We start from the raw sequence: 21,171 nt of genomic DNA on the forward strand, positions 1-21,171 counted from the left end.
CCGGTCGTCCGGCCGGTCCGGCCTCGGGGGCTATGGGGCCTCTCGTTTGGATCATGCCGGGCTCGCGGGGCCTGGCAGGCCCTGGCCGGGGGCCAGTCGTTCCAGCTGTGCGGCGGCCGCGCCCGCCCGGCGCCGGGCCTCGCGCACGACCCGGTCCGCCTGCCGTGCCCGTTCCCGCGCGGCCTGCTCACCGGTGCGGGCCTGCCGCTGCTCGTCCTCGGCGCGCCGCAGCTCCGCGCGCAGTCCACGCACCCGCTCCTCCAGCTCGGCCACCCGGGCGCCGGCCTCCTCCACCTCCCCCTCGGCGGCCTCGGCCTCCTTCTCCCGGATGCGCAGCTCCCCCTCGGCGGCCTCGGCCTCCTTCTCCCGGATGCGCAGCTCCCGCTCGGCGTCCCGGGCCTGCCTGCGGGCCTCGGCCAGGCGGCGGCGCTCCTCGTCCTGGGCGCGGTCCGCGCGGCCCCCGGGCTCCTCGTCCCGGGCACGCTCCTTCGGCTTGGCCGCGGATACGGCGGGCCGGCGTTCGAGTACGGCCCCGTCGGCCGTCGGAAACCCGATCGTGGATTGGAGCGGTTTCGCCAGCCGGCCCGCCGCCCACTCCCGTGCGGCCTCAGGGTCGGCGAGTACGGCGTGCAAGGTCTCCTCGACCTCACGCTGGACGCCCTCGCCGACCGGGTGCCCGGCCTGCGCGGCCAGCCGCCGGGCCTGCCGGCCGAGCGCGCCGATCACCTCCGTCTGCCGGCGGGCGAGCCGGCGCAGCTGCGGACCGTCCAGTTCGCGGTGGGCGCGGCGCAGCTCCTCACCGAGGGCGACCAGCGGCTGGACCTCCTCCGGCTGCCGGCGCACCAGGAGGTTGCTGACCCAGGCGGCCAGGCTCGGCCGCCGCAGGGCGCCGATCTCCTTGGCCAGAGCCTGATCGCCGGACCGGCGGGCGTCCAGGGCGCGCCGGTCACGGGCGGCGACGAATTCCTCGGGCCGCAGCGCGTACAGCTCGTCGGCGACGGCGTCCAGGTCCACCAGCGTCCCTCTCGACTGCCACCCCGGTGATGATGTCCGGGTTTCACATCTTATAAGGCTTATATTCCTTGCCTGGTGGTTCATTCGAGTGGTCGCCCGGCCGACGTGAGTGCGACGTCCGGCACCCGACCCCCACCTTCGGTTTTCGTGCCGTAGACGGCCGGCCCCGGACCGCAGACGTCGGCGAACGGCGGGGGAGTGCCGGGGCTCGGCGGGTTGGCGACCTCGGGGGCGGGGCTTCGGCATCTCGGAGCCGGGCGACCCGAGGCCCGGGGGCCCGGAAGCCCCGCCCCCGGGATCCCGGGCCCCGGAAGCCCCGCCCCCGGGATCCCGGGCCCCGGAAGCCCCGCCCCCGGGATCCCGGGCCCCGGAAACCCCGCCCCCGAGGCCCGGAGCCCGGAAACCCCGTCCCCGAAGCCCGGAGGCCCGGGAGTCCTGTCCCCGAGACCCGGGAGCCCTACTCCCGAGACCCCGAGACCCCGAGACCCCGACACCCCGAGGGTCGGCTGCCTGGAGGCCCGGCGGCCCCGAAGCCCCCCACCCCCCCGCCGCCAGGCGCGCTGGGGGAAGCGGAGGGCAAGCGCCTCCCCGAGGCCCCGCCCCCGAAGCCCAGGCCCGAAGCTCCGTTCCGGAGGTCCCAGCCGCCTAGAGGCCCCGCGGCCCCGAAGCCCCCCCGCCCGAGGCCCTCCATCCGAGGCCCCGTCCCCGAAGCACTGAGACCCCGAAGTCCCGACGCCCCGAAGCCCCGCCCCCGAGGGGCGAGACCGCGAGGCCCCGGGCTCGCCCGTTCGGGGGAGGTCCCGGCTTGGCGTGCGGTGATGGGTGATCCTCGGCCGCATCATGCGTGCATGCCTGCGTCGGACCGCCGGCCCGCCTCCGCCCGCCGTCGAGGGCGAAGTCACGCGGGGGCAAACATCGGGCGACGGCGCGGGCATGAAATTTGTATTGCTCGTTTTCTTGAACCGTTCGTGTTTATGAGGGTAGGTTGCCTCCATGACCGCCTCCCCGACCCCGACCACCGCCGAGCAGCTCCGCGGTGCCGGCCTGCGCGTGACGGCAGCCCGCGTCGCGCTGCTGGAGACCGTCCGGGACGGCGACCACCTCGGCGTCGAGGCGATCGCCTCCGGGGTCCGCGACCGCGTAGGCCACATCTCCCTGCAAGCCGTCTACGAGGCCCTCCACGCCCTTACCGCGGCGGGACTCGTGCGCCGCATCGAGCCGGCCGGCCATCCGGCCCGGTTCGAAGGACGTGTGGGCGACAACCACCACCACCTCGTGTGCCGGTCGTGCGGTGCCGTCGCCGACGTCGACTGCGCGGTCGGCGACGCGCCCTGCCTGACCGCCTCCGACGACCGTGGCTTCTCCATCGACGAGGCCGAGGTCGTCTACTGGGGCACCTGCCCCGACTGTTCCCCCGGCCGCAGTTCCTGAGACCGAGTTCCGTCCCGTTCGGAAGGATTTCCATGACTGAGAACCACGACGCGATCGTCACAGACTCGAAGTCGGAGGGGGGCAGCGGCGGTTGCCCCGTCGTACACGACCGCGCCCTGCACCCGACCCAGGGCGGTGGCAACCGTCAGTGGTGGCCGGAGCGGCTCAACCTGAAGATCCTTGCCAAGAACCCGGCCGTGGCCAACCCGCTCGGTGAGGACTTCGACTACGCCGAGGCGTTCAGGAGCCTGGACCTTCCGGCCGTGAAACGGGACATCGAGGAGGTGCTCACCACCTCCCAGGACTGGTGGCCGGCCGACTTCGGGCACTACGGCCCGTTCATCGTCCGTATGGCCTGGCACAGCGCGGGCACCTACCGCATCAGCGACGGCCGCGGCGGCGCCGGCGCCGGCCAGCAGCGCTTCGCCCCGCTCAACAGCTGGCCGGACAACGCCAACCTGGACAAGGCCCGCCGACTGCTGTGGCCGGTCAAGAAGAAGTACGGCCAGCGGCTCTCCTGGGCCGACCTGCTGGTCCTCGCGGGCAACGTGGCCCTGGAGTCCATGGGCTTCGAGACCTTCGGCTTCGCCGGCGGCCGTGCGGACGTGTGGGAGCCGGAGGAGGACGTCTACTGGGGTCCCGAGACCACCTGGCTCGACGACAAGCGCTACACCGGCGACCGCGAGCTGGAGAACCCGCTCGGCGCCGTCCAGATGGGCCTCATCTACGTCAACCCCGAGGGCCCGAACGGCAACCCGGACCCGCTCGCCGCGGCCCGCGACATCCGTGAGACGTTCCGCCGGATGGCGATGAACGACGAGGAGACCGTCGCCCTGATCGCCGGCGGCCACACGTTCGGCAAGACCCACGGCGCGGGCCCGGCCGACCACGTCGGCGCCGACCCCGAGGCCGCCTCGATGGAGGAGCAGGGCCTCGGCTGGAACAACACCTTCGGCACCGGCAAGGGCGCCGACACCATCACCTCCGGCCTCGAGGTCACCTGGACCGCCACGCCGACCCGGTGGAGCAACGGCTTCTTCGACAACCTCTTCGGCTACGAGTGGGAGCTGACCGAGTCCCCGGCCGGCGCCAAGCAGTGGCGGCCGAAGGACGGCGCGGGCGAGGGCACGGTCCCGCACGCCCACGACTCCTCGAAGAAGATCGCGCCGAACATGCTCACCACCGATCTGGCGCTGCGCTTCGACCCGGTCTACGAGCCGATCTCCCGCCGGTTCCACGAGAACCCGCAGGAGTTCGCGGACGCCTTCGCCCGCGCCTGGTACAAGCTCACCCACCGCGACATGGGCCCGAAGTCGCTCTACCTCGGCCCGGAGGTCCCGGAGGAGACCCTGCTGTGGCAGGACCCGCTGCCGGAGCGCGAGGGCGAGCTGATCGACGACGCCGACATCGCGAGCCTGAAGGCCAAGCTGCTCGACTCGGACCTGACCGTGTCCCAGCTGGTCACCACCGCATGGGCGTCCGCCTCCACGTTCCGCGGCAGCGACAAGCGCGGCGGCGCCAACGGCGCCCGTATCCGCCTTCAGCCGCAGCGTGGCTGGGAGGCCAACGACCCCGACCAGCTGGCCCAGGTGCTGCGCACCCTCGAGGGCGTCCAGCAGGAGTTCAACGCCTCCTCCGGCGCCAAGAAGGTCTCCCTGGCCGACCTCATCGTCCTCGGCGGTGTCGCGGCCGTGGAGAAGGCCGCCAAGGAGGCCGGGTTCCAGGTCGAGGTCCCCTTCACCCCGGGCCGGGTCGACGCGACCGAGGAGCACACCGACGTCGAGTCCTTCGAGGCCCTGGAGCCGACCGCGGACGGCTTCCGCAACTACCTGGGCAAGGGCAACCGCCTGCCGGCCGAGTTCCTGTTGCTCGACAAGGCGAACCTGCTCACCCTGAGCGCTCCCGAGCTGACCGTCCTCGTCGGCGGCCTGCGCGTCCTGGGCGCCAACCACCAGGGCTCGCAGCTCGGTGTCCTCACCAAGACGCCCGGCGTCCTCACCAACGACTTCTTCGTCAACCTGCTCGACCTGGGCACGACGTGGAAGGCGACCTCCGAGGACCAGACCACGTTCGAGGGCCGTGACGCCGCCACCGGTGAGCTGCAGTGGGCCGGCAGCCGTGCCGACCTCGTCTTCGGCTCCAACTCCGAGCTGCGCGCGCTCGCCGAGGTGTACGCGAGCGACGACGCCAAGGAGAAGTTCGTCAAGGACTTCGTCGCCGCGTGGGACAAGGTCATGAACCTGGACCGGTTCGACCTGGTCTGAGTCACCTGAACAGGACGTCCGGGTCCGCCCCGCGGGGCAGGCCCGGACGTTCCGCTGTCCTGGCCACCTCGGACGGCGCGGGGGTGGCCGGGTCAGCGGCCGAGCGCCGCGGCTCCCGCCTGCGCGTACTTCTCGTCCAGGTCACCCGACGGGGCGCCCGCGACGCCGATGCCCGCGACCGGGGCGCCCTTGGCGGTCACCGCCTGCCGCACGCGAGGAACAGCGTGCCCGGGATGTCCTTCAGCTTCATCAGTGAGGCCACGGTCAAGACCCACCTGCGCCGCCTCTACGACAAACTCGGCGTGGACAACCGCGCGGGCGCCGTCGCCGTGGCGAAGGAACAGCGGCTGCTGCCCTGACAGCGCACGCCGCCTGCGTGATTCAGGTTTCTTGCCGCCGACCGACGGACTCAGCCGACCGGGTCGCCCGGGGCCACGGGGTGCGCCTCCAGGTCCGGGGCGGCCAGCAGGTCCGCGATCAGTGCCGGGGACCCGCCGACGTAGCTACTGACCAGGTCCACGTCGCCGCCCAGGCACCAGGCGCGGTCCTCGGGCCACCACAGGTCGGGCAGCTCGGCGAACTCGTCCAGGCGCACCGGGGAGACCGCGTCGGCCAGGGTGCCGGCGAGCAGCACCTCGTCCCGGCCGGGCGTCTCGAAGACCGGGAAGCCGTCGAAGTCCCAGCGCCCGTACCCGTGCCACAGCCCGAACCAGCAGCGCTCCGGGGTGCGGGTGTGCCGGGCCAGCACGGGAATGAGCGCCTCGGCGACGGCCGGCGGTGTCGGGCCTTCCCACGGGTGTTCGTCCCAGACGCCGGGCAGGCCGTACCCGGAGGTGTTGTGATAGTCGAGGGGCATGCCGATGACCTCGTGCCACCGCGTGCCCGGTGCCACCCGGGTCCCGTGTGCCGCGGCCACCGTCGACCAGCGCACCGGCCGCTCGTCCAGGGTGGCCGGGTGCAGGATCCGCGCGTACGCGGCGAAGCCCGGCGCCGCGACGCCCGCCACTGTGCCGAAGTCGCCGTAGCCGGGGTGCCGTTCGGTGAGCCAGTGGGCGGGGGACAGGTCGGTGGTCCGGACGCGCAGGCGTCCGTACCACTCCGGAGCGGGATCCCGCTGGATCGGGCGATGGTCGTTCACCCGTCCAGTGTGCCTTGCCCCACCGGCCGCGCCCCGGTGCGGGCTTCGGCGTCCCGCGCCGGTCACCGGCCCGGCGATGCCGTCCGCGGCCCGGGGCGCGCACGGCCCGCGGACAGGCGGGTCAGGTGGCCCGGTGCGCCACGCGGCCGCCGGTCACCGTCAACACGGCGGGCGCGTCCGCCAGTTGGTCGCCGGGAGCATGCACCGGGTCCACGGACAGCGCGGTGAGGTCCGCGCGGAAGCCCGGCGCGATGCGGCCGGCGACGGCCGACTCACCGGCGGCCGCGGCCGCGTGGCTGGTGCAGCTGCTGCGCGAGCGCGTCTGCTCCGCGATCGCCCCGGCCACCCTCGATCTGACCCCGTGGGACGCGGCCGTCGAGGCCTGGGCCCGCTCCTACCGCGCCGCGTTCGCCGCGCACCCCCGGGCCATTCCGCTGCTGATGACGTCACCCGTACGAGCGCCCCGGGTCCTGGAGCAGTACGAACGGGCGGTCGCCCTCCTGCTCGCGGCCGGGTTCGACCGCGCCGGGATCATGCCGTTGGTCATCGCCCTGGAGAACCTGGTGCTCGGCTCGGCCCTCGACCTCGCCGCACCGGAGACCATGTGGGAGCTGACGGACAGCATCCCGACCCCCCACCTCGCGGAGGCACTCGCCGCGGTGGCCGCCGGGCGGGCCGACCGTGCTTTCGAGGTGGGCCTGACCGCGTTCATGAACCACGCGCGGTCCCTGCGTGACGACCGGCCCCGGTGATCCCGCCGGCACGTTCACGCTCGGGGGGCGCGGCGTACCACGGTGAGCGAGCTGACGCTGGGCGGGATCGTCAAGCACCTGGCCCAGCACGCGGGTCACGCGGACATCAGCCGGGAGGCACTGGACGGAGCCAGTACGACCGCACAGCGGTGACGAGACCGACGGCGTCAGTACGAGTTTCCCAGTACCGCCAGTAACATGATCACCTTGTCTCTGGGTGTACCAGTCAGTCAACTCGGCGCCGTCCCAGGACGGCCCTGCCCGGAGAAGTCCATGTCTTCTGTCAACGACGCGTTGGAAAACGCGCGCCTCACGTACGAGCAGCACATGCGGACGTGCCGCCAGTGCCATGCCGATGCCGCGCTCTGTGCCGTGGCGAAGCACCTCCTGCGGATCTACAACAGCGCCCGCCGGGACCGGATGCGCGCCACGGGCCCCGACGCGCCGACGGCCTGACGCGCACCGGCGGGGGCTCACGCCGTCCGGGACGCCCGCCGCGGAGCGTCCTCGCAGCTCGGTGGCTTTCGGCGGGCCCGATCCGGGAACCCGTTCGGCTGTCCTGTCCGCCCGAGACGCAGGAGGCCGCCGTGACGGACCAGCACGGTGACCGGCCGAACCCGGTCACACAGCACGCCCGCCCTGACTTCCCCTCCCAGGACCAGCCGCATCCGGGCTGGACCGGCCCGATGGACCCACCGCCCGACCACGGCGAGGAGTCCTACCGCGGCGCCGGCCGGCTGGACGGCCGCAAGACCGTGATCACGGGAGGGGACTCCGGCATCGGACGGGCGGTGGCGCTCGCCTTCGCCCGCGAGGGTGCCGATGTGCTCTTCACCCATCTCGCCGAGGAGGTGGACGAGGCCCGCGAGACGTCACGTCTGGTCGAGGACGCGGGCCGCAAGGCGGTCGCCGTGTCCTGCGACATCCGCGACGAGGACAACTGCCGTTCGCTGATCGAGCGGGCGGTGTCCGAGTTCGGCCGCATCGACGTCCTCGTGAACAACGCCGCCTACCAGATGTCCCAGCCGGACGGCATCGAGGCGATCAGCACCGAGCAGTTCGACCGGGTGATGCGGACGAACCTGTACGGCATGTTCTGGCTGACCAAGTTCGCCCTGCCGCACATCCCGTCCGGCGGCTGTGTCATCAACTCCACGTCCGTGCAGGCGTACCAGCCCAGCCCGCACCTGCTGGACTACGCGATGACCAAGGGCGCGATCGTCACCTTCACGCAGGGGCTGGCACAGATGGTCGCCGAGCGTGGAGTGCGGGTCAACGCGGTGGCGCCCGGGCCGGTGTGGACGCCGCTCATCCCCGCGACCATGCCGGACACGAAGGAGTTCGGGAAGCAGGCTCCGCTGGGCCGCCCGGCCCAGCCCGCCGAACTGGCCCCGGCCTACGTCTATCTGGCCTCGCCCGAGGCGAGTTACATCACCGCGGAGATCCTCAACGCCACCGGCGGCACCCCGCTGCCCTGACGTAGGCCCCGCTCGCGCCCACCCGGTCCGTGCATCCGGCCACCGCGTCCGGTGATCCGGCCGGGCGCCGACCTGGCATGGACCGCGGGCGCGGACGGCCCGGCGAGCGGGGCAAGCCCGGCGGGGACATGCGGCGCCGTGGGGACGCGGCCGTCAGCCGATGGCGGGCCGCTTCCACTCCAGCCGGCCTCCCCGGCCGGACCGGCCCCCGCGGCCGGCCGGTTCGTCCACATCTGTCAGAAGGGTGGATCGTTGAGAAGTTCGAGCAGCCACTGGGCGCCCTGCTCGGCTCCCGGCTCCGGGCCGGAGGTGCCGGGGAACATACGGCCCCAGGAGGCGGCACGGCCCAGCGCGCTCAGGCGCCAGGCGAGACTCGCCGCGCGACGCAGGTCCGCCGCCGTACGGCCCACGCCCGTCCAGGGCTCCAGGTAGGCGTCGAGCAGCCGGGCCAGCACCCGCGGCCCGTACCGGTCGCACGCCCGCTCGGCGGGGACCCGAAGGCTGCAGAACGGGTGGGAGACGGTGGCGTCGCCCCAGTCGAAGAACGTGAACCGGCCCGGTGCCGGATGGAACAGCTGGCCGTCGTGCAGGTCGGCGTGGTCGAGGGTGTCCTCGACACCGACGGCGGCGAGTTCCGCGCACCAGTCCGCGACGCGGGGCCGGAGACTGCCGAGCCGGGCGCGCTCGTCCGGACGCAGCGCGGTGTTCCCGGCGAGCAGTCTGTCGAACACCTCGGGCAGATCGAGGGTCCGGGCGGAGGGAACGCCCAGCCGCTCGATCTCGCGCGCGTGCGGAACCAGGGCGTGCTGCGTGCCCGCGTACTGGCGGAGCAGGTCCTCCCAGGTCGTCGGCTGGACCGGCCCCCGGGCGAGCACGTCGCGGAACAGCGCGCCCCCGTCGGGCAGCAGCGTCCAGCCGCGCCCGGCGTCGACGGCCAGCGGCTTCAGCACATGCCCGGGCACCCAGCGGGCCAGCGCCGCGGTCAGCGGGCCCTCGAACGCGCTGGCCGGCGGATTCGCCTTGAACCAGACCGCGTCCGGTCCCGCCACGGGTACCCGTACCAGCACGGACCACGGGCGCAGCCGGACCTCGAGGTCGCCTGTCGCGTGCAGGCCGTGCGCGGTGAGCCGGTCCGCCACCCAGCCGAGGGCTGAGGCACGCCAGGACTCCAGCTCCCACGGAGTCACCGCGTCCTGGTACTGACCCCGGTCCACGATCGCCGAACGTTCCTGCCGCATCGTGCCATCCCAGCATCGCCGCAGATCGGATGCCATCGAATTTCGCCAGACGTCCTGGCGTCTCAGCCCTTCAAAAAAGCCAGTACCGCCAGCACTCGCCGATTGGCCTCGGGCGACTGCGCTATCCCCAGCTTTCCGAAGATCGACGCGATGTGTTTCGCCACCGCGCTCTCGCTGATGTGCAGGCCTTGGGCGATCGCCGTGTTGGAGCGGCCCTCGGCCATCAGGGCGAGGACTTCGTGCTCGCGCACCGTCAGGGAGTCGACGCGGCCACGCTTCTCGCTGCGGGTCAGGAGCTTGGCGATGACCTGGGGGTCCATCACCGTGCCGCCGGCAGCGACCGTGCGCAGGGCGTCGAGGAACTGGCCGGTGTGGGTGACCCGGTCCTTGAGCAGGTAGCCGACGGCGCCCTCGCCGGAGGCCAGCAACTCGTGGGCGTAGAGCTGGTCGACGTACTGGGAGAGGATCAGGACGGGCAGGCCGGGATGCACGCGGCGGGCGGCGAGCGCCGCCTTCAGACCCTCGTCGGTGTGGGTCGGTGGCAGGCGGACGTCGATGACCGCCACGTCGAGGTCCGTCACAGCCAGCGCCCGTGCCAGCGCGGGGCCGTTGTCGACCGATGCGACCACCTCGCAGCCGTGTTCGCGCAGGGTGCGGGTCAGGCCGTCGCGGAGGAGGAAGAGGTCTTCGGCGAGGACGACACGCACGGAATCTCCAGGGTCACGATGGTCGGTCCGCCCGGCGGACTGCGCAGGGCGAGTGTCCCGTCGAAGGTATCCAACCGGCGCCGGACGCCGAGCAGTCCGGTCCCGGCGGCCGGGTCCGCGCCGCCGTGGCCGTCGTCGGTGAGGCCGATGAGCAGGACCTCGCCATCGTGCGTGAGTGAGATGTCCACCCGGGTCGCGCCCGCGTGTTTGGCCGCGTTGGCGAGCAGCTCGCAGACCGCGAAGTAGGCCGCCGACTCGACGGGAGCGGGGAGACGGGCCGGTGGCAGGCGTACGTCCACCTCGACGTCCAGGTGGCTGTCCAGGGCCAGGGAGCGGACGGCGTCGGCCAGGCCCCGGTCGGCCAGGACCGGGGGATGCATACCGTGCACGAGGTCGCGCAGGTCCTCGAGGGCACGTTCGGAGGTGGCGCGGACGTCACGCAGGAGGGTGCGAGCGCCGTCAGGGTCCGTGTCGAGCAGGCGCGTCGCCCGGTCCAGGGTGAGCCCCAGGGCCACCAGCCGTGCCTGGGCGCCGTCGTGCAGATCCCGTTCGATACGGGTGAGTTCGGCCGCGTGCGCGTCCAGGGCCGTGGCCCGGGTGTGGGCCAGCCGGGCCACCCGCCGGGCCAGTTCGGTGGAACGCGGTGCGGACAGCAGACGGCGGATGAGGCGGGCGTGCAGGAGGGCCGCGACCGGTGCCAGGCGCAGGCCCGCCGCCATGAAGGCCAGACCCAGCAACAGGGCGGCGACCATCGTGGGCACGGAGGTGACGGGAACGAAGGCGTACCAGTTGCCCTCGCCCAGCCGGCGCCACACGAACGGCTGGACCAGCACGCCGAACGCCCCGTACTCGACCAGCGCGAGCGGCACCGCCGCCAACAGCCCGCCCGTGCAGGGCTCCAGCCAGGCCCAGCGCAGGTCGTGCCAGAAACCGTCGTCTCCCAGGATCGCGGCGCTGCGCCGGCGGGCCGTGGTGCCGTGGGGGAGGGGGCCGGGCGGGCTCAGGGGACGGCCGCTGTGCAGGGTCGCGCGGGCGCGGTAGTGGTCGGACACGCGGCGCAGGACCGAGGCGGCCGGAGGCAGCAGCCGCAGACCGGGCCCCAGCGGCAGCAGCGCCAGAGCCCCGCCCACCAACAACCCGGCACCGGACGCCAGGAAACCGGTCAGCCAGATGACCTGGCACCGACCGAGCGCGACCCAGTCACCGCGCCGGAACCGCTCAGCCACATCCGCCCCTGCCGTCATCGCGACCCGCCTCCGGCCGGTCATGGCAACCGGCCCTGGCCGAGCGCTGCCCCGTCACTGCCGGCCCAGCCGCGGCACGACCCCGCCCCGTACACCCGTCCCACTCACCCCGCAGTCGCCGGGATCGTAACAACCGGCCGCCGCCCGGACCGCCACACCCACGGCACCGCTGCCACCGCGCACGCCAGCCCGAACAGGACCATGGGCACCGCCCTGCCGGTCTCCTCGTCCATGAACAGCAGCATGCCGAGGTTGACCAGGGCGTGGAAGCCACCGGCGAGCAGCAGGCGACGGCCTCCCGTCTCCGCCTCCAGGGCCCGCCCCAGTACGACGGACATGGCGATCGTGGCCAGCAGGAAGCCGGCCGCGTACACGGGGCTTCGTGTCAGTACCTGGACGTGCCACAGACCCCACATCACCCCGACCGCCGCCGACGCGGTGAGCGGACCGAACCTGGTCCGCAGCAGGGGCTGCAGCAAGCAGCGCCAGCCGATCTCCTCGCCGCACGCGCCGACGAGTTGGGCGACGGCGATCAGCGGGAACGGGTGGTGCAGGGTGCGCGGGTCGGTGATGTGGGCGGTGCCGGTCAGGAGGGTGTAGGGGCCCGCCGACAGGAGGATCACCAGGGGCGGCGTCATGAGCAACGGCCACCACCGGCCCACCGCACGTCCTGCCGTCCCGGCGAGCAGCCCCCTTGTCCGGGCCGGCCACAGCAGGGCCGCCGCGGCCACGCCCAGGGCCGGCCCGAACTGGGTGAGCTGGACGACCTCAGCCGGTATTCCCGTGGCCGGCTGTACGGCTCCCAGTGCTCCGGCCGCGACGAAGGCGATCGTCAGATAGACCCCTGCCAGTGCTGTCCACCGCTGTCTCTTCCGCATGGCTACGACGATGCCGGGCGGGCGGTGCGCGCGGACTGCACCTGATTGCCGAATCAGCCTGTACCCAGCTCCACCCCCGCCGCCCGTGTCCAGGGTGTGTTCGTCGAGGAAGCGCTACTCGGCGTCTGTGCCGGGCCGTTGACGAGGGACCGCTTCCTCGGGTGGGCGGAAACAGGCGGTGACGGTCTTGCCACGGGGGCAGGGGCGGGCCTCCCACTCGTCGGCCAGCGCGTCGACGAGGAACATGCCCCGCCCTCCGAGGCGTTCCGTGCTGGGCGTTCGCGGCGTCGGCAGCTCACTGGAGGCGTCGTGGACGGCGATGTGCAGGCACTGGTTGTCCCAGGCCAGTACCAGCTGCGCGTTGCTGTGCGCGTGGGTGTGAGCGTTGGTGACCAGTTCGGAGACGGTCAGCAGGACCGCGTCCACCATGTCGGGGGCGCTGGTGGTCCACCCCAGGGAGTCGAGGTGCTCGCGCGCCCAGTCCCGCGCCGCTTTCACCTCGCTGTTCAACGGCAGTGAGCGCGCCCAGCCCACTGCTCGGAGCGACGATCCGTCCACTGTGCGACCTTTCCTCATCCGACCTGACCGTCTTCAGGTACCCAGGAACCACCGCCGATGCCGCAGAGTCGGTGGATCCGTTCACCGGCGACCGGGTTCTTCGTGTGCGGAGCGACGTCCGGGACCGGATATCGAAGCGAGGTATGAGTGTCGTGAGGCGAGGGGGGGCAGCTGGTCGACGGCGTGCGCGGTTGTCGACGAGCGTGGCGGGCCGGCCGGCAGAGCGGGACATGGTCGCCGCAGCGGATCGGTCCCCGACCGCGTCGACCCGGCGCGCGTGGTGTACGCCGGGGCACTCGGCCGGCGGCCGGCCGGCCCTGTGGGCCGGTGTCCGGCACCGGCTGCCCGGCGACGCACCCGGCCTGGCGGCCACTGCTCCCGCGACGCTCGGCGTGCCGGCCCTCGCCCCCACGGCCGACCTGGCGTGGGCCGACGAACCGGGCAGCCGACGCACCGGGCAGCGGGCGAGGCGCGGTCGCGGGCCTGCTCGGCGGCGGACGGACCGACGTACCGGATCGGGTGGGCCGCCGCCGGTCCCGCGGCACTGGGCGGGCCCGTCGGCCGTACGGTCGTCGTCCACGGCGCCCTGGACGAGGCGCTGCCGGTGGCCATGGTCCGCCGCTGTGCCGAGACGACCGGCGCGACCCTCCATGAGCTGCCCGGATGAGGGCACTTCGATGTCATCGCCCCCGACTCCGCTGCCCGGGGTCACCGGCGCGCTGCGCGCCCTCGTTACCGCGGACCACGCCCCTGCCCCCCCCGACGGCACCGCCGCACCCGCTGACCCGACGGGGCCGGACCCCGAGCCGGACGGTCGGTGAAGCTCCTTGCCGGGACGGTCCGTTCAGCGAACCGGGAAACCGAAGGAGTACCCCTGCTGCTTCAGCCAGGGCAGCAGGGTGCGCAGCGCGGTCACGGTCTGGGAGCGGTCGCCGCCCGCGTCGTGGAAGAGGATCGTGGGCCCGTTGGTCACCTCGGACTTGACGGTGGTGACGATGGAGGCGGTGCCCGGCCGCTCGAAGTCCTTGGAGTCGACGTTCCAGCCCAGCGGCCGCATCCCGTGCGAGGCCGCCAGCTGCCTGCTGTACGGGGTGAAGGCGCCGCCCGGGGCCCGGTAGTACATCGGGCGCACGCCACCGGACGCCTTGGTGATCTGCCGTTCGGCGTCCAGGATCTGCTGCGACTGGTAGGCCTCGGACTTGGTGTCCATGGTGGTGTCGTGCGAGACCGTGTGGTCGCACAGGCGGTGTCCGGCCGCCACCACCTGCTTGACCAGATCCGGGTGCGCCTGCGCCTGGGTGCCGACCATGCAGAACGTCGCCTTCACGCCGTTGTCCCGCAGCAGTTGGAGCACCTGCGGGGTCCACACCGGGTCCGGGCCGTCGTCGATGGTGATGTTGACCGCGTGCTCACCCCGGTCGGAGGCATGGGCGATGGCGGCGGAAACCGACGCCGGTTTCGGCGCGGCGGGCCGCGCCGCGGCGCCCGGGCGGGCCGATCCCCCGTCCGGCTGGCCGGCCTGCGCGGTCCACACCGAGGTGGCGGCCGCCACCGCCGTGACGCCGACCGCCGCCGCGACCACCCGGCCGTACCATCCCCGCCCGCTATGCCGCGCCATGTCCGCCCCGCCCCTTGCCGTCTCGATCGGTTCCCCTGCACCTGTCAGGACGGCCAGGTAGGATCACGGGATCCCGCTGTTACCGATCACGGACAATTCCGCGGCGGTTCCGCGACAGACCCCTCCGGGGGCGGGGCCGGTCGTCTCCCCGCGCCCCTCGGGATGCTCCGGCACACCACCCCTGGCAAGGGCGCCCCGTACCGTCAACGGAATTTCGGATACCGGCGATCGGGTCGGCAGCGTGTCATTCCAGAACGTCCTTCGGACGACCGGCGGCAGCCTCGCCTGAGGCGTCGACAGGCATCGCCGGAAAAGGGGGACGAGGACGGAGCCCCGGTTGTGCCACGCCGGCCCGCCGGCGGCATCCGCACCCTGCCGTGACCAGCCGTCCGTTCAGGAGCGTCCGATGACGACACCGCCCCGACTGCTTCCCCTGCCGGCCCAGTTCGACTTCGCGCGCGAGCGCCTCGCCGGCCGACTGAGCGGCCCGGTCATGGACAGCGGCGACGCCTGGCCGGCGGCGACGCATGGGGCCGTGACGCCGCAGCGTCCCCGCACCCCTGGCCGCCGCCGGTCACCACCATCGCCTGACGGCTGAGCCATGTCACCGAGATGCCGGCCCTGCGCGCGGTCCACACCGCCGGCACCCACGCGTGGTGGGTCAACCAGGAACTGCTGCACCACGGAGCCGAGATCGCCCTCCTCCGTGACCTCCACGGCGCGCGCCGGCAGGCCTGACGCTGACAGGACGGGGCGGCGGGCGTGGTGGTTCGCTGCCGAGCGATCGGATGATCACTTCAGGGGCTGGTGTCCGGTCACATCACCACCGGGGTCGTCCGCGAGCATCACCGAGGCGGTCGTACGCTTGCCGACCGGTTCTCGGCGTACCTCGAAGCTCTGGCACACGGCCATCACGATCTCCAGGCCGTGCTGGCCCACCCGGCCGGGATCGGCGGCGCGGGCCACCGGCAGCACCGAAGCGCTGTCCCACACCGTGACCTGGACGCTGCCCCCGGCCAGTTGTAGATCAAGCAGGCACGGCCCGGGCGCGTACTTGCAGGCGTTCGTCACCAGCTCACTGACCACGAGCTGCACCATGGCCAGTGCCCGGTCCGACACCGGCAGACCCTGCACCGCCTGGACGCGCGTCATGAAGTCGCGGGCCAGATCACGCGCCCGGGCGATGTCGGGCGGTCTGCCCTCATATGCCTGCGACGCGCGGACCCTGTCCAGGTCACGCTGGTCATCCCGGTTCCGGGCAGACTCGTCCATGCCCACCGCCCTCTTCCTGAGCGTCTCGTGCCAGGCCACCCACCTACCCCCAATGCAGAGCAATAGCAGCAATCGTCGGCCACGACCACGGAAAGGGGCGAGTGACCGCAACCACTGCGTGAGGGCGGGCCGGGGGCGTGGCAGACCGCGGTGCCCGACGGAGGTCAGATTCGTGCGGCGGTGGCCGTGGCGTGCAGGTGTTCCAGGGCGTCCAGGACGACCGTGCTCCAATGCCAGGACAGCCAGCGCCCGGCGTCCATGCCTGTTTGCTCCAGTGCCGCCAACTGCGCTCGGGTGAATCCTCGCAGCGGCCGTTCATGGTGGGAGGAGACCATGCCCAGCACCTTGCCCGCCCTGCTGACCAGGGGAACGCTGTGGGCGGCCCGGCTGCCCGCCTGCAGAATGGCGTGGCGGGAGGCTTCGTCGAACACGGCCGCGGTCGCCACATCGGTCACGGTGACCTGCCGGCGCTCGGCCGCGGCCTGCGAGCAGGACGTGGTGGGGGCGTCGACGAAGGCGAAGAAGTCGGTGAAGTACTTGTTCAGTCCGGTGTGCCGGGCCAGATGCAGCCGTCCGCTCCCGGCCAGTTGCACGTTGCCCATCGGGGTCTGTGTGATGGACAGCACCCGGTTCAGCACCGCCTTCATCACAGCTCCCTGACTGCCCTGTGAGCCGCGGTCGAGGCTGAGGCCGGGCAGCCGGGGCGGGCTGTGGCGAGCACGGCCCGGGAACCACAGCGTCGTGTCCTGGTCGGGAGCGGGCGTGCGGACCACCGCGTCGGCCAGTGTGTGCAGCTTGACGTTGTACCGCTGAGAAGCGGTCTTCAGCAGGCTCAACGCCTCCTGTTCGGAGGTGAGGCGGTAACGCTTGACCAGGATCTCCTGAGCGCCGGCGACTCCGGCGTGCCCGAACAGCCGGTTGCGGGCGTCGAGTTCGTCCTGTGACCGGAGCAGAACCTCGGCCTCGCCACAAGCGGAAGGCGCCTCCTCGACGAATTCTTCCTCGGGTGACCAGGGCAACTGGCTCATGAAAGCGCTCCATACATAAAACGGCAGACATCACGGACATGCGCAACCGAGCCCTACCGGCTCTGCGCGCAGGTGCCTGCTTCCCAAGCACTCCCCTTCGGAGCCTAACCAGCTCCCCGGCTCACAAACACGCAGGCCCCAGGCTCGGGGAATCGCCATCCACCTGAGGCGGCGAGGTTCACCGGAGTCCAAGCCCGTCGGGGCGTCCCACTCCGCCACCCGGCCCGGCACGTGGACGAGAGCCACCGGACCTGAACCCTCGCGCCGCGGGCGAGAAGCCTCGCCGTGGACAGATCAAGGACCTCTCGCCCCAGGTCCTGAGGAGCCTGTGACGAAGGCCCCCTGCCGCTCACACCCGGCGCCGTGTCAGTCGGTGGCCGCGGGGTCGGGCACCCCTGCCAGAACCGCGGTGCCCGTGGTCGGAGCGGCTCGGGGGCCGAGCCACTCGCACACCAGGATGGTGGCGTCGTCCCGCAGCTGGTAGTGGCGCAGATGGGCGCGGATGAGACGGCGGAGGGTCTCGGGGACGGAGAGGCCGTCGAAGTGATGGCGGACCAGGAAGTCGACGAAACGGGTGAGCCCGAATTCCTCACCGCCGGGGCCACGGGCCTCGGTGATGCCGTCGGTGTAGAGGACGAGGCGGTCACCGGGCTGGAGCTGCTCGCGGCACAGGGTGGTGGGCAGCCGCAGATCGCTGCCCATGGGATGCGCGGGCGGACAGTGCAGAAGCGTGGTCCAGCGTCCGTCACGGATCACGACGGGGGGCTGGTGGCCGCGGTTGACCCAGGTCAGCACGCCGGTGGAGGTGTCGAGGTCGGCGAGGATGCCGGTGACATAGCGGGTCGGGCCGAACTGTTCGAGCAGCACCCGCTCGATGGCGTCGCCCAGATCGCCCAGCCCTGTTCCCTGCCTGCGGTGGTTGCGGCAGGCGCCCATGGCGAGGTTGGCGGTGAGGCCGGCCGAGGTGTCGTGTCCCATGGCGTCGAAGATCGACAGATGGACGACGTCGGCGGCGGTCGCGTAGTCGTAGGCGTCGCCGCTGACCTCGTACGCGGGCTCCATGACGGCCCCGATGATCACCCGGTTGTCCGCGTACGTGCGGGGCGGCATCAGCGTCCACTGCATCTCCGCGGCGACGTTCATGGGCTGGATGCGGGTGAGACGGGCGTACGAGTCACTGGTGTCGCGGCTACCGGTCACCAGCATCGCCACCAGGGAGGCCAGCGCCAGCATGTCCTGGCGGACGTCCTCCCCGTCCTCGTCGGAGGTCATGTACAGCACGCCGAGACGTTCGGTGCCGTCCAGGAGCGGCACCCACCATCCGTAGGCCCCGTCCTCGGTGTCGGCGGCGGGCACGATGGATCCGTACTGGAAGGCACGTCCGGCGACCGTACCCTCCACGGACAGCACGGCCCTGCCCTCGGGCGCGCCCTCGGCGGCGTCCAGTCCCTTGCCGGTGAGCAGCCGCAGGGCGTCGCGCTGGAGGTCCCCCAGGTAGATGAGCACTTCGGAGATGCCGGCCAGCGCGGCGTGCTCCGCCACCCGCGACGGCAGGCGTTCGAACGGCATCACATGACTCTCGGCCAGCAACCCCGTCAGCATGCGCCGCATCGCAGTGTCCCGCTGTGTCAAGGGGCACCTCCTACCCTCACCGGTCCCGTAGCCCCCGTTCAGCCACGTGTACCCGCTGACCGCCGAGACACATAGTGGCTCGGCGTTTCGCCGGACCGGGGCCCCCTCAGGGCCGAGGCTGCAGGGGGCGTCCGTCCGGGGGCGGGCTTCCGCTGACGCTGGTGAGCAGCTCCCTGCACAGGTCGCGGAGTTTGATGTTGCGGTGTTGGGACGCCTTGCGCAGCACGGTGAACGCTTCGTCGGCCGGACACCGCTGCTGGCCCATGATCACACCGATCGCCTGGTCGATGATGCTGCGGGACGCCATCGCCGTCTGCAGGTCGGCGGCGTACTGCTGCGCGTCGGCGATGCGCTGCGCGAGCGCGATGGCTCCGGTGGCCTGGGCGGCGAGCGCGCGCAGCCCGGTGCAGTCGGCGTCGGCGAAGGCGGAGACCTTCGGGGAGTACATGTTGAGCGCGCCGGCGGTGTGGGTGTGGGCGGCGATCGGCAGGGAGTAGGACGAGCGGGTCCCGCAGGCGGCGGCGTACGCCGGGTAGGGCCCCCAGCGCTCCTCCTCCAGCATGTCCACCACGACGACTTCCTCACCCGTGCGCAGTGCCTGCAGGCAGGGCCCGTCGTCCTGCCCGTACTGGGCCTCGTCCAGTACGGGAGCACTGGTGCCGGCGCTGACCACGGTCAGCGGTCGCTGCTGCCGCTCCAGGGTGATCCCCACACCGTCGAAGACAGGCGCCAGGTTCAGCGCGCTGTCCGCGAGAACCTGGAGGAACTGTTCCAGGGAGTCGGTGCTCAGCAGCAGGGCGGTGACGTCCGGTTGAAATGGCGCATCGGTCATGGTGGCTGCATCCCTTCCGGGCGCGAGGCCCGGATCGGCATCGTGTGTGCCGCCGGGGACCACGGGGTTCCAGCCCGAAGAGATACCTCCAGCGAGACGGCCGGCCGCTCCGGAGGGAGACAGGAGCGACGGCCCCTACCACTGCCACTATCCTCGCTTTTCCCGCGAACCTCCCCCTTTCCCGGATCGGGATCCGCCGGCTGCCGCTCAAGGGGGAAGCTGACGTCTCGTTGCGGGCCGGACGGCCCCGGCCGGTATGCGTCCGCCCCCGCGGGTACCCAGAGCGGCGCCACGGGTGTGTCACCCCACACGTCCGCATCGAGCAGTGAGGGAGCCGGCCATGGGAGGGAAGGGGCCGCGGGCCGAGCAGGACCGGGTCACGCGCCTGAGCGAGGTCGCCGCCGACGTGTTCGGCTGGGACACTCTGCTGCCCGAGCAGCTCACCGCCATGCAATGGGTGCTGGACGGCGAGGACGCCCTCGTCGTGATGCCGACCGGGTCCGGCAAGTCCGCCGTCTATCAGGTCCCTGCCTTGCTGCTGTCCGGACCGGTCGTGGTCGTGTCGCCGCTGCTGGCCCTCCAGCGGGACCAGATCGAGGGACTGCCGGACGGCGAACGCGGCCCCGGTGCCGTCGCGGTCAACTCCGACCTCGGTGCGGCGCGGACGGAGGCCGCCTGGGCGGCGGTGCGCCGGGGTGAGGCGCGCCTGCTGTACCTGGCGCCGGAGCAACTGGCCAAGGACGAGGTGGTGGAGCGGCTGGCGGAGGCGCGTCCGGCCCTGTTCGTGGTGGACGAGGCCCAGTGCGTGTCGTCGTGGGGCCACGACTTCCGCCCCGACTACCTGCGCCTGGCCCAGGCGGTACGCCGCCTGGGCGGACCACCGTTGCTGGCCCTGACCGCGACCGCCGCCCCGCCGGTGCGCAAGGAGATCGCCGAGCGGCTCGGCATGCGTCGGCCGCGGCTGATGGTGACCGGCTTCGACCGGCCGAACATCGGGCTGGAGGTCCGCCGCTTCCTGGACGAGGACGACCGGCGCCGGGCCGTGGTCGAGCGGGCCGCCGCCGAGCCCAAGCCGGGCATCGTCTACGCCGCGACCCGCAAGGACAGCGAGTACTACGCCGGGGAGCTGGCCTCCCTGGGACTGGCTGCCGAGGCCTACCACGCCGGACTGCGGGCCGCCGAACGCGCCCGGGTCCACGACGCCTTCCTCTCGGGCGCGGCGGACGTGGTCGCGGCGACCTCGGCGTTCGGCATGGGCATCGACAAGGAGGACGTACGGTTCGTCCTGCACGCCTCGCTGCCGGGTTCCCTGGACGCCTACTACCAGGAGATCGGCCGCTGCGGCAGGGACGGGCGCCCCGCCCTCGCCGTACTGCACTACCGGCCCGAGGACACGGGGATGCAGACCTACTTCGCCGGCCGTACCCCGAGCCATGACGTCCTGTCGGACGTGGCCGGCGCCGTCCACGACCACGGCGGGGACCCGGCCGACCTGGACGAGCTGCGCCAGGACACGGGCCTGTCCAGGAACCGGGTCACCGCCGCGGTCAACCTGCTGGAGGAGGCCGACGCCGTCGCCACGGGAGAGGAGGGCGAGGTCCGTCCGGCCCCTGGTGTCTCTCCCGACCAGGCTGCCGAGCGGGCCGCGCGGACCGCGCGGGCGCATCGCCGGACCGATCGGACTCGGGTCGAGATGGCCCGGGCGTACGCCGAGACGACCGGCTGCAGACGGCACTTCCTGCTCGGCTACTTCGGCGAGGACTACTCGGCACCGTGCGGGAACTGCGACACGTGCGAAGCGGAGCACGCCGAGAACGGCCGGGAGGAGCGGCCCGCCCACCCCGCGGCGGCGGCCTATCCCGTCGGAACGGAAGTGCGGCACGAGCAATGGGGCGAGGGCACCGTGCTGAGCGAGGACCAGGACCGCATCACGGTGCTGTTCGCCCAGGCCGGTTACCGCACGCTGGCGCTGGAGGCGGTGGCCGGGCGCGACGACCTGCTCACGGTGGTGCGCAGGCCGGGTGAGGACCGGTCCGCCGGCTGACGCGTGGCCGTTTCCGCTGTCCGCCCCAGGGAACCCGGCGAAG

The 21,171-nt window shown here is 72.6% G+C and carries 19 protein-coding genes and 4 pseudogenes; 9 read left to right on the forward strand and 14 right to left on the reverse strand.

Annotated features, from left to right (window positions below; translation table 11 throughout):
* Positions 1-51 precede the first annotated feature (51 nt).
* Positions 52-1,014, reverse strand: a complete 963-nt coding sequence (locus AC07C1_RS13535) for a hypothetical protein (protein WP_478938835.1) — start codon at positions 1,012-1,014, stop codon at positions 52-54.
* Positions 1,015-2,007: 993 nt separating this feature from the next.
* Here AC07C1_RS13535 and AC07C1_RS13540 point away from each other — a divergent pair.
* On the forward strand, positions 2,008-2,445 hold the full coding sequence (locus tag AC07C1_RS13540; RefSeq protein WP_478938836.1) for a Fur family transcriptional regulator: 438 nt from the start codon (positions 2,008-2,010) through the stop codon (positions 2,443-2,445).
* Between the two features lie 32 nt (positions 2,446-2,477).
* Complete coding sequence (gene katG / locus AC07C1_RS13545) at positions 2,478-4,709, forward strand: catalase/peroxidase HPI (protein ID WP_478938837.1); 2,232 nt, start codon at positions 2,478-2,480, stop codon at positions 4,707-4,709.
* Positions 4,710-4,801: 92 nt separating this feature from the next.
* On the opposite strand, the pseudogene AC07C1_RS13550 reads toward katG, so the two are convergent.
* Positions 4,802-4,959 (reverse strand): annotated as a pseudogene (locus AC07C1_RS13550) (heme-binding protein); the annotation flags it as partial.
* Between AC07C1_RS13550 and AC07C1_RS13555 the strand changes: the two are divergent.
* Positions 4,952-5,068: pseudogene (locus AC07C1_RS13555) on the forward strand (response regulator transcription factor); the annotation flags it as partial. The pseudogenes AC07C1_RS13550 and AC07C1_RS13555 sit on opposite strands and share 8 nt — an antisense overlap.
* 50 nt (positions 5,069-5,118) lie before the next feature.
* Here AC07C1_RS13555 and AC07C1_RS13560 read toward each other — a convergent pair.
* Both AC07C1_RS13560 and AC07C1_RS13565 read right to left on the reverse strand, forming a co-directional pair.
* A complete protein-coding gene (locus AC07C1_RS13560) occupies positions 5,119-5,847 on the reverse strand; it encodes a hypothetical protein (protein ID WP_478938838.1) in 729 nt (242 codons plus the stop codon).
* A gap of 121 nt (positions 5,848-5,968) precedes the next feature.
* A pseudogene (locus tag AC07C1_RS13565) lies at positions 5,969-6,151 on the reverse strand (amidohydrolase family protein); the annotation flags it as partial.
* On the opposite strand from AC07C1_RS13565, the gene AC07C1_RS13570 reads away from it, so the two are divergent.
* From AC07C1_RS13570 to AC07C1_RS13580, 3 genes are all read left to right on the forward strand, one after another.
* Positions 6,099-6,599, forward strand: a complete 501-nt coding sequence (locus AC07C1_RS13570; RefSeq protein ID WP_478938839.1) for a TetR/AcrR family transcriptional regulator C-terminal domain-containing protein — start codon at positions 6,099-6,101, stop codon at positions 6,597-6,599. The pseudogene AC07C1_RS13565 and the gene AC07C1_RS13570 sit on opposite strands and share 53 nt — an antisense overlap.
* A gap of 273 nt (positions 6,600-6,872) precedes the next feature.
* Entirely contained in the window at positions 6,873-7,055 is a 183-nt protein-coding gene (locus AC07C1_RS13575; protein WP_478938840.1) for a hypothetical protein, read from the forward strand.
* A 131-nt stretch (positions 7,056-7,186) separates the two neighbouring features.
* Positions 7,187-8,077 carry an SDR family oxidoreductase gene (locus AC07C1_RS13580; RefSeq protein ID WP_478938841.1) on the forward strand — a complete coding sequence of 297 codons (891 nt, stop codon included), beginning with the start codon at positions 7,187-7,189 and terminating at the stop codon, positions 8,075-8,077.
* A 236-nt stretch (positions 8,078-8,313) separates the two neighbouring features.
* Here AC07C1_RS13580 and AC07C1_RS13585 read toward each other — a convergent pair whose 3' ends face one another.
* The 5 genes from AC07C1_RS13585 to AC07C1_RS13605 all read right to left on the reverse strand — a co-directional run bounded on the left by AC07C1_RS13585 (position 8,314) and on the right by AC07C1_RS13605 (position 12,702).
* Positions 8,314-9,315: a phosphotransferase gene (locus AC07C1_RS13585; RefSeq protein ID WP_478938842.1), complete on the reverse strand. Its 1,002-nt coding sequence runs from the start codon at positions 9,313-9,315 to the stop codon at positions 8,314-8,316.
* Between the two features lie 62 nt (positions 9,316-9,377).
* Positions 9,378-10,022, reverse strand: a complete 645-nt coding sequence (locus AC07C1_RS13590; protein ID WP_478938843.1) for a LuxR C-terminal-related transcriptional regulator — start codon at positions 10,020-10,022, stop codon at positions 9,378-9,380.
* Positions 9,974-11,248, reverse strand: coding sequence for a sensor histidine kinase (locus AC07C1_RS13595; protein ID WP_478938844.1), 1,275 nt, complete (start codon positions 11,246-11,248; stop codon positions 9,974-9,976). Before AC07C1_RS13595 ends, AC07C1_RS13590 begins: the two co-directional genes overlap by 49 nt.
* Before the next feature lie 122 nt (positions 11,249-11,370).
* The gene (locus tag AC07C1_RS13600; protein ID WP_478938845.1) at positions 11,371-12,144 is read right to left on the reverse strand and encodes a CPBP family intramembrane glutamic endopeptidase; all 774 of its coding nucleotides are present in this window, start codon (positions 12,142-12,144) and stop codon (positions 11,371-11,373) included.
* 114 nt (positions 12,145-12,258) lie between these two features.
* A complete protein-coding gene (locus AC07C1_RS13605; RefSeq protein WP_478938846.1) occupies positions 12,259-12,702 on the reverse strand; it encodes an ATP-binding protein in 444 nt (147 codons plus the stop codon).
* Between the two features lie 424 nt (positions 12,703-13,126).
* Between AC07C1_RS13605 and AC07C1_RS13610 the strand changes: the two genes are divergently transcribed.
* Positions 13,127-13,369: a hypothetical protein gene (locus AC07C1_RS13610; protein WP_478938847.1), complete on the forward strand. Its 243-nt coding sequence runs from the start codon at positions 13,127-13,129 to the stop codon at positions 13,367-13,369.
* A 177-nt stretch (positions 13,370-13,546) separates the two neighbouring features.
* On the opposite strand, the gene AC07C1_RS13615 is transcribed toward AC07C1_RS13610, so the two are convergent.
* A complete protein-coding gene (locus AC07C1_RS13615; RefSeq protein WP_478938848.1) occupies positions 13,547-14,320 on the reverse strand; it encodes a polysaccharide deacetylase family protein in 774 nt (257 codons plus the stop codon).
* Between the two features lie 406 nt (positions 14,321-14,726).
* Here AC07C1_RS13615 and AC07C1_RS13620 point away from each other — a divergent pair.
* Positions 14,727-15,058 (forward strand): annotated as a pseudogene (locus AC07C1_RS13620) (hypothetical protein).
* A 54-nt stretch (positions 15,059-15,112) separates the two neighbouring features.
* Here AC07C1_RS13620 and AC07C1_RS13625 read toward each other — a convergent pair.
* The 4 genes from AC07C1_RS13625 to AC07C1_RS13640 all read right to left on the reverse strand — a co-directional run bounded on the left by AC07C1_RS13625 (position 15,113) and on the right by AC07C1_RS13640 (position 19,084).
* Complete coding sequence (locus tag AC07C1_RS13625; RefSeq protein ID WP_478938849.1) at positions 15,113-15,592, reverse strand: ATP-binding protein; 480 nt, start codon at positions 15,590-15,592, stop codon at positions 15,113-15,115.
* Positions 15,593-15,756: 164 nt separating this feature from the next.
* Positions 15,757-16,620, reverse strand: coding sequence for an ANTAR domain-containing protein (locus AC07C1_RS13630; protein ID WP_478938850.1), 864 nt, complete (start codon positions 16,618-16,620; stop codon positions 15,757-15,759).
* Positions 16,621-16,986: 366 nt separating this feature from the next.
* Positions 16,987-18,222, reverse strand: a complete 1,236-nt coding sequence (locus AC07C1_RS13635; protein ID WP_478939024.1) for a PP2C family protein-serine/threonine phosphatase — start codon at positions 18,220-18,222, stop codon at positions 16,987-16,989.
* Positions 18,223-18,358: 136 nt separating this feature from the next.
* Entirely contained in the window at positions 18,359-19,084 is a 726-nt protein-coding gene (locus tag AC07C1_RS13640; RefSeq protein WP_478938851.1) for a GAF and ANTAR domain-containing protein, read from the reverse strand.
* A gap of 340 nt (positions 19,085-19,424) precedes the next feature.
* On the opposite strand from AC07C1_RS13640, the gene AC07C1_RS13645 reads away from it, so the two are divergent.
* The gene (locus AC07C1_RS13645; protein WP_478938852.1) at positions 19,425-21,128 is read left to right on the forward strand and encodes a RecQ family ATP-dependent DNA helicase; all 1,704 of its coding nucleotides are present in this window, start codon (positions 19,425-19,427) and stop codon (positions 21,126-21,128) included.
* Positions 21,129-21,171 lie beyond the last annotated feature (43 nt).

Source organism: Streptomyces sp. NPDC045022 (assembly GCF_056432605.1).

Coding starts and splice junctions, on each gene's coding strand:
- AC07C1_RS13625 (WP_478938849.1), bottom strand. CDS start 15,592: ATGGACGAGTCTGCCCGGAACCGGGATGACCAGCGTGACCTGGACAGG.
- AC07C1_RS13575 (WP_478938840.1), top strand. CDS start 6,873: ATGTCTTCTGTCAACGACGCGTTGGAAAACGCGCGCCTCACGTACGAG.
- katG (WP_478938837.1), top strand. CDS start 2,478: ATGACTGAGAACCACGACGCGATCGTCACAGACTCGAAGTCGGAGGGG.
- AC07C1_RS13640 (WP_478938851.1), bottom strand. CDS start 19,084: ATGACCGATGCGCCATTTCAACCGGACGTCACCGCCCTGCTGCTGAGC.
- AC07C1_RS13600 (WP_478938845.1), bottom strand. CDS start 12,144: ATGCGGAAGAGACAGCGGTGGACAGCACTGGCAGGGGTCTATCTGACG.
- AC07C1_RS13630 (WP_478938850.1), bottom strand. CDS start 16,620: ATGAGCCAGTTGCCCTGGTCACCCGAGGAAGAATTCGTCGAGGAGGCG.
- AC07C1_RS13615 (WP_478938848.1), bottom strand. CDS start 14,320: ATGGCGCGGCATAGCGGGCGGGGATGGTACGGCCGGGTGGTCGCGGCG.
- AC07C1_RS13585 (WP_478938842.1), bottom strand. CDS start 9,315: ATGCGGCAGGAACGTTCGGCGATCGTGGACCGGGGTCAGTACCAGGAC.
- AC07C1_RS13570 (WP_478938839.1), top strand. CDS start 6,099: ATGCGGCCGGCGACGGCCGACTCACCGGCGGCCGCGGCCGCGTGGCTG.
- AC07C1_RS13540 (WP_478938836.1), top strand. CDS start 2,008: ATGACCGCCTCCCCGACCCCGACCACCGCCGAGCAGCTCCGCGGTGCC.
- AC07C1_RS13635 (WP_478939024.1), bottom strand. CDS start 18,222: ATGCTGACGGGGTTGCTGGCCGAGAGTCATGTGATGCCGTTCGAACGC.
- AC07C1_RS13645 (WP_478938852.1), top strand. CDS start 19,425: ATGGGAGGGAAGGGGCCGCGGGCCGAGCAGGACCGGGTCACGCGCCTG.